We start from the raw sequence: 7,577 nt of genomic DNA, 5'->3' as shown, positions 1-7,577 counted from the left end.
ATTTTAAATTCTTTTAAAAAAAATATTTTTTTTGAAAAGATTAAAATCAATGAAGTTGTTTTCGATTATTTAGAAATATCATATTTAAATTATTTTAAATTAACTAGTATGCAAAACGCAATAATGAGAGCGAATAGAATATTTAAACCTAATAAAATTAATTATTTCCTTTTTGAGTATAACTTCGGTTTTTTTTTAAAAAAAAGTTTTTATGATTTAAATAAAAAAATAAACTTTCATGGTTTTCAACATGGAATATTTAGTGAAAATTTAATGTGGTTTGATTTTATTAAAATAAACAAAGATTATAAAAAATATTTACCAAAAAACATAAATTATAAATTTGCTCAAAGTAAAATTTCTTATTCCAAAATACTTAATAATGCTAATTTGATAAACAATGTTAAAAAAAGAGATCGAATAAAACTTAAAATCTCAAAAAAATCAAAGAAAGTTTTAATTATACTTGGTCTTCATGATTATAGGGAAACTATCAATAAAATACTAAATCACATAGAAATAAACTCTAAAAATGAAGAATTTATTTGTAAAATCCACCCAAAAACTAAAATTAATAAAGAAAATTTTAATAAAAATCCAAAAATTAAAATAGTTAACACTTTGAAATCATATACTTTTAAAAAAATTTTTATATCAAAATTCTCAACTCTTTCTTATGATTTTATTTTACAAAAAAAAAAATTTTTTATTTTGCATAAAAATGCTCTGGACTTTATCAATCCAAAAATTTTGAAAAATAAAATGTATGAAATTAAATGAAAAAAATAAATTTTAATTTACCAAATAAAATTAATGAGTCGGATATTTTTATATCAGATCCTTTTTGTATTTTTGAAATAAATAATGTGCTTGATGAAAATATATATTATAATTTAAAGAATGGATTTCCTACAGAGGAAAAATATTTTAATACTTTTGACATAGGAAAAAAAAATTATTTAAATAATGAAAGTAATAAGTTTTTTAAATTTATTAATCAAAATAAACATTATCTAGATTTATATAAATACTTAAATAAATCTCAAACATTTAAAAAAATTTATAATCTTTTAAAACCTGAAATTAATAAAATTTATGAAAGAAGAGATTTGGATAAAGTTTTTTTGGTCCCATTTAGTAATAAATTAATTATTAGATTATTTAAATTTTTTTTAAAATTTTTTAATATTAAAGTTGTCAAATTAGGTTTTGAATTTTCTATTATTAAAGATAATTGTTTTATTCCTTTACATACTGATAAAATAAATAAGCTAATATCACTTATGATATATTTTCCTCATGAAGATCATGATCAGACAGATTGGGGAACATGTTTTTATAAATTTAAAGACAATAGCAATAATGAAAGTTTGTGGGACTCTAAATTTATGGATAAAAATGAATTTTTAAAATACGAGGATAAAATTGAAAAATTTTACCAATCTTCATTCACAAAAAATAAGTTGGTTGGTTTTTTGAAAACAAATAATTCATTTCACAATATAAAAAAAATCAAAAAAAAAAATGCTTTAAGAAAATCTATTAATATTAATTATTATATTCAGTAATAGTTATTTTTTATAAATATAATTATAAGAATTTTTAAACTTAGGATGATTTATATACCTTTCACTTTGATTTTTTGATATCAAATGAAAGTTATTTTCTTTTAAAATTTTTTTTATATTTTCAAACTGCTCAACAAAATCTTCTTGAACTTCTATTAAAATTGATTTGATTTTTGGATTTTGTAAAGTTTTTTTTGCCCCTCTTAATATCAAGTGCTCAATTCCATCAACATCAATTTTTATATAATTAGGTATTTCTAGAATTTTTTCATTAATTAAATTATCAATCGACGTTCCATAAATATAGTATTGATTTTCAAAGTTAATTTTTTTTCCTCCAAAACTATAATCTACACCAAAATTATTAGATGCAGCGCCTTCAAAAAAGTTTTTTTCAGACATTTTCAATATTTGATTTTTATTTTCTGTAAGAGGTAATTGGATAATTTTTATTTTCTCTGTAAGATTATTTTTTGAAATATTGTTACTTAATATATTTAAATTTTTAGTCGAAGGTTCAAAAGAAAATACATTAATATTTTCATGTTTAACCCCAGCATAAATTGAAAATAATCCAATGTTTGAGCCTATGTCCCAAAATATTAAATCTTTACCATCAAATTCATTGATCCAGTTTATTGTTTCTGGTTCTTTTGTAAAAATTGACTTTACCCTAAAATCTATTTGAGAGTTTGGACTTTGAAAAAAAATTTCATTATTATCAATTTTAACTTTTATTTTATTTTCTCTTAATTGTTCATACATTGCGTATAATATTGAACTTTTTCTAATTTTTTTTAGAAAAAAATCTAATATATTGAGTATGAATATAAATAATTTCGCAATTTTTTTAATCATAAATTGTTTGATAACTTATATGGTTAAGATAAAAAAAATCAATTTAATTTAATGACTAGTTTGTTTAATATCTGAATTAATTGAGTTAATAAGTTTGTATGTCCATATCTAACAAATCTAATAAAATTTATTTTTTTTTACCTTCGTTTCAAAAAGGAGGTGTTTCAAAAATTTCTATTAATCTTATTAATTTTTTTGTTAAAAAGAAAAAAAAAATTTTACTTTTCACATTAGATAAAAACATAAAAAAACTTAAACATTCCAAATATTTAGAGATATTTACTGTAAAAAAAAAAAATAAAAATTTTCTTTCGAGTGTGATGAGTAATTATTTTCTTGCTTTAAAAATATCAAAGAAATTAAAGCCAAATGATGTTGTTCTTTCTATGCAGAACCATTTTTTTTTATTGTTATTTAATTTTTTAAGAAAAAATAAGATCATAATCAGAAACTCAGAAGAAATTTTTGGTGCTACAAAATATGCTGATAACAAATTTAATGGAATTATTGTTTTTTGTTTAAAAGTTATTTTTTATCAATTTGCTTATAAAATTATTGCAATTTCATCATCATCAAAAAATTCTTTAGAGAAAATTTTAATTAATAAAAAAAAAATTAAATTAATTTATAATCCTTATTTAATTAAGATTAACAAGTTTGTTCCCAAAAAAAAAAATAAAAAAAAATTTTTTATTCTCTCAACTGGAAGATTAGTCAAACAAAAAAATTTTGAGCTACTTATTGATGCTGTAATAAATATTAAAAAAAAAAGGAATATTTCATTACTAATTATTGGCGAAGGAAATAGAGAGAATATTTTAAAAGATAAAATAAAAAATCTAAATTTTATTAAAATAATTAAATGGAATGAAAATCTTGCAAAATACTACAAGAAAGCGAATTTATTTGTAATGAGCTCTTATTATGAGGGCTTACCTAATGTGCTCTTAGAATCAATAAATAATAATACACCAATCCTAGCAAGTAATTGCAGTGGTGTGTCAGATATAATAGGAAATGATAAAGGATATACATTTAAAATTGGTGATAAGAATGATTTACAGAAAAAAATAATTTATATTATGGATAACTATCTTAATTCTGTAAATAGATCAAAGATAGCACATAAAAATCTTAATAAGTTTACAAATTTAAATTGCAATGACTATTTAAATTTAATTAATGATGAAAAAAAAATTTAAAATTACAATAATTACAGTTTGTTTAAATTCTGAAAAAACGATTGAAAGATGTATTAAAAGTGTCTTAAATCAAAAATATGATAAAACTAAAATAGAACTAATAGTCATTGATGGTGGTTCTAGTGATGATACAGTTAAAATTATCAAAAAGTTTAAATCAAAAATAATACGCTGGCAAAGTAAAAAAGATAAAGGGCTATATTTTGCAATGAATAAGGGTATCAAGCTAGCGACTGGAGATATTATTGGAATTCTTAATTCTGATGATTTTTACTATTTAAATACTTTAAAAATAGTAAATCAATACTTTAATAAATTTAATATAGACTATTTGTTTGGAAGTATTAATCATTATAAAATTTATCATGGATTTTATCCAAAAAAAATATGGTATAAATTTAATGTTATGCCTTCACACTCTGTAAGTTTCTTTATTAAAAAAAATGCACAATTTAAAATAGGTCTTTACAATACAAAATTTAGATATTCTGCTGATAGAGATTTATTTTATAGAATTATAAAATCTAAATTCAAAGGCATGGCTACTAAAAAAATGGAAATATTTGGAAAATTTGCAACTAATGGTTTGTCTTCTAGGCTTTCTTACTTTTCGATTCTATTTGAAGAACTTAAAATCAGAATTCACAATAAACAAAATTTTATTTTCATATTTTTATTATTTATAGCTACGATCAGTTACAAAATCTTAATTAAAATATTTAAAAAATAATGATGAAAATTGCTTTCGTTTCAGGAGTTTTTTTTCCTCAACCTGGAGGTGCACAAGTTCAATTTCACAATTTTGCAAACAAGCTTGTTGAAAAAAATTACAATATAGATTTCTATATTTTTAGAAACACAAACATTAAAAATAATAAATATAAAATAATAAAAATAAATTACTTCCTTTTATCTGTGGTTTATTTTTGTTTGTATTACTTAAATTTTGATGTCAGTTTTTTGTTAAATTTTTGGATAAAAAAAGTAATCAAAAAAAATTATAATCTATGGCATTTTAATTTTATTAATTTTAAATCATTAATATTAATTAATTGTCTCAAAAAATTTAATCAGAAAATAATTGTAACATTTCAAGGAGTTGATATTCAAATACATCCAGAAATTAAATATGGTTATAGACTTAATAAAAAATATGATATTTATTTAAAAAAAACATTAACAAATATTGATAAATTTATTTCTATTTCCCAAAATATTGAAAATGATTTAATTAAACTTAATGTAAAAAAAAGTAAAATTAAAAATATCCCTAATACAGTTCATATTGAAAAATTTGAAAAAATAAATATTAAAAAAAATAAACAAGAAATATTAAACATGATAACAGTTGGTCGTTTCGCTGAACAAAAAAAAGGTTTTGATTTAATTGGAGATTTTTGCCATCTCTTAAGAAAAAAAAAAATAAACTTTAAGTGGAAAATAATTGGTAAAAATACTTCAAAAATTTTAGAACAAAATATTAAGAATAAAAACGTAAATGGTATTGAAGTTATAGAAAATATTGAAAATATTGAAGAGGATTACTTTCCAAGTTCTAGTTTGATTAAACATTATAAAAATTCAAATCTTTATATTAATCTATCAAGAGTAGAGTCTTTTGGCATAACTTTTGTAGAGTCACTGGCTTCAGGAGTTCCTATTATTTCTTTTGATACTAAGGGTGTCAATGAATTAATTAAAAATGGAATAAATGGTTTCTTAATTAAGAAATTTGAACTAGAAAATTTTATAAATAAAATAGAAGAGATTTATAAAAATAAAAAATTACTCAACTCATTAGCTTATGAAGCAAAAAGATCTGTAAAAAATTTTGACTTGAACAAAAATACAAAGCATTTGATAAATTTATATAATTCAATTTAATTAAAATTATTTTTTTGAATTATAGTAATCCAAAAGAATTTTTTTGAATTTAAATTTTGGATACCATCCTAATTTTTTTATTTTTGATATATCAGATGTTAATGTATCTATTTTACCTAAATTTTTTTTTTTTATTAAAATTTTTTTTTTTAATTTTTTTGAAAAAAATTTTACAATCTCTATAATTTTATAAGATTTTCCGGAACCAATATTGTAAATTCCTTGTGCTTCTTTAAACATCAGTAAATTAATCGCACTACAAATATCATCTATATGAATGAAATCCCTTTTTGAATCAAAATCAAAAAATATTTTATTTTCATTTTTTTTTAATTGTTTGAAGATTGAAGGTATGACGAATAATTTATTTTGATTTTTACTTGTAAAACTAAATATTCTACCTATGCATATTTTTTTATTTTTTAATTTTAACAATTCTCTTTCGGCCAGCAGTTTTGTTTTGGAATATTTATTAGTCATTTCCGTTATAGAATTTTCATTTAATTTTTTTTCAGATCTTTTGTAAACATGAGATGATGAAGAAAAGAAGAACCATTTTAAATTAGGATCATTTTTAATCAACAAAATCAAATTCTTTGTTCCTTGTAGATTTGATCTTTTTGATATTTGATAGTTTTTTTCAACAAAACTAATTGGCACCTTTGCGGCAAAATGTAAGAAATATTCTGGTTTTTTTTTTTTATACCAGTTGCTCAACTTGTTAAAATCTGAAATATCGTATTTATATTTAGCAAAGTTAAATTTTTTTGAGTACTTTTTTATAAAATATGAACCTAGTACGCCTCTATAACCAGTTATTCCAATTACAGGTTTTTTATTTAAACTTTTCAATTTTTAACAACTTATCAACTAAAAAATTTAGCTTATTATCACTAATTTTGTCTGTATGTAGGCCAATAAAAAAACCTGTGTCCTCTACTCTTTGAGCATTTGGAAATTTTTTATTCTCTCTATTAAGCTTAAATTTCTTTATTGCTGGTTGATTTATAAAATTTCCACTTATAATCGGCCGCGTTTCTATTCCAGATTTTTCTAAAAAGTTAATGAATTTTTTTTTATTTTTTTTATATTTTTCATTTATAAAAATAGGCAGTCCAAACCAGCTTGGGCTACAATTTTTTATTATTTTTTGAAATGAAAACTGGTCTTTCCATTTTGGTGAATTTTTGATGCTATTTATTATTTTTTTTCTATTATAATCTCTTTGTTCTTGAAATTTTTTTAGTCTTTTAAATTGATTAAAACCAATTGCTGCAGATATATCTGTAGGTCTTAAATTAAACCCCATATTATAAAATATAAATCTTTTATCGATATTTTTAAATTTTTTTTCTATCTTCAAATCTCTCGTCCAACCATGAGATCTAAGAGAGTGTAGTATGGAATAATCATTATAATTATTGCAAACTATCATTCCTCCCTCACCTGAGCTTATTTGATGAGAATAATAGAATGAGTAAGTACCAAAATCTCCAAAGGTTCCAAGAAATTTTTTATTATACTTAGATCCTAAACTTTCACATGTATCTTCAATTAATATAATTTTTTTTTTTTTAATTATTTTCATTAATTTTTGCATATTTGTTGATCCCCCTAAAACATGCACAGCCATTATAACTTTTGTTTTTTTGGTTATATTTTTTATTAATTCTTCAACATCTATATTTAATGTTTTAGGATTAATATCTATAAACACAGGCTTTAATCCAGCTTGCACAAGTGGCCATAATGATGTCGACCAACATAAAGAAGGTATAATAACTTCATCACCTCTTTTAAATCTATTTTTCCTATACGGATTGCATGCTGCATATACAGAGAGTAAATTTGCAGATGAACCAGAGTTAACCATTAAAGCATATTTGGATCCAATAAATTTTGCAAATTTTTTTTCAAAGTTTTTCGTAATTTTAGACATAGTGATTTGTCCTGTTTTAACAACCTTGATAGCTTCACTTAAATCTTGCTTAGAAAAAGCATTTGTCAATAAAGGATATTTAAGTTGAGACATATAGATTAAAATAAATAATAGTAATTAATATTG

At 20.9% G+C, this 7,577-nt stretch carries 8 protein-coding genes; 5 read left to right on the top strand and 3 right to left on the bottom strand.

The window, feature by feature from the left end:
- Positions 1-780, top strand: a 780-nt coding sequence (locus tag ACTT9U_RS03600; RefSeq protein ID WP_440931817.1) for a hypothetical protein, incomplete at its 5' end; no start/stop codon positions are given.
- Positions 777-1,568 carry a hypothetical protein gene (locus tag ACTT9U_RS03595; protein ID WP_440931816.1) on the top strand — a complete coding sequence of 264 codons (792 nt, stop codon included), beginning with the start codon at positions 777-779 and terminating at the stop codon, positions 1,566-1,568. The genes ACTT9U_RS03600 and ACTT9U_RS03595, both read left to right, overlap by 4 nt.
- Positions 1,569-1,571: 3 nt before the next feature.
- On the opposite strand, the gene ACTT9U_RS03590 is transcribed toward ACTT9U_RS03595, so the two are convergent.
- Positions 1,572-2,426, bottom strand: a complete 855-nt coding sequence (locus ACTT9U_RS03590) for an FkbM family methyltransferase (RefSeq protein WP_440931815.1) — start codon at positions 2,424-2,426, stop codon at positions 1,572-1,574.
- A 98-nt stretch (positions 2,427-2,524) separates the two neighbouring features.
- Here ACTT9U_RS03590 and ACTT9U_RS03585 point away from each other — a divergent pair, with 98 nt between their 5' ends.
- The 3 genes from ACTT9U_RS03585 to ACTT9U_RS03575 are packed head-to-tail and all read left to right on the top strand — an operon-like array spanning position 2,525 to position 5,512.
- Positions 2,525-3,628 (top strand): glycosyltransferase, encoded by a 1,104-nt coding sequence (locus tag ACTT9U_RS03585; RefSeq protein ID WP_440931814.1) that lies wholly within the window; start codon positions 2,525-2,527, stop codon positions 3,626-3,628.
- On the top strand, positions 3,609-4,358 hold the full coding sequence (locus ACTT9U_RS03580) for a glycosyltransferase family 2 protein (protein WP_440931813.1): 750 nt from the start codon (positions 3,609-3,611) through the stop codon (positions 4,356-4,358). Before ACTT9U_RS03585 ends, ACTT9U_RS03580 begins: the two co-directional genes overlap by 20 nt.
- Positions 4,359-4,360: 2 nt before the next feature.
- Entirely contained in the window at positions 4,361-5,512 is a 1,152-nt protein-coding gene (locus ACTT9U_RS03575; protein ID WP_440931812.1) for a glycosyltransferase family 4 protein, read from the top strand.
- Between the two features lie 6 nt (positions 5,513-5,518).
- Here ACTT9U_RS03575 and ACTT9U_RS03570 read toward each other — a convergent pair whose 3' ends face one another.
- The gene (locus tag ACTT9U_RS03570; RefSeq protein ID WP_440931811.1) at positions 5,519-6,364 is read right to left on the bottom strand and encodes an NAD-dependent epimerase/dehydratase family protein; all 846 of its coding nucleotides are present in this window, start codon (positions 6,362-6,364) and stop codon (positions 5,519-5,521) included.
- A complete protein-coding gene (locus tag ACTT9U_RS03565; RefSeq protein ID WP_440931810.1) occupies positions 6,348-7,544 on the bottom strand; it encodes a DegT/DnrJ/EryC1/StrS family aminotransferase in 1,197 nt (398 codons plus the stop codon). Before ACTT9U_RS03565 ends, ACTT9U_RS03570 begins: the two co-directional genes overlap by 17 nt.
- Positions 7,545-7,577: the final 33 nt, after the last annotated feature.

The sequence above is a fragment of the Candidatus Pelagibacter sp. genome (assembly GCF_052049975.1).
GTDB lineage: Bacteria > Pseudomonadota > Alphaproteobacteria > Pelagibacterales > Pelagibacteraceae > Pelagibacter.
Note: the sequence above shows the minus strand (reverse complement) of the source record. Positions and strands in the feature narration are given on the sequence as shown.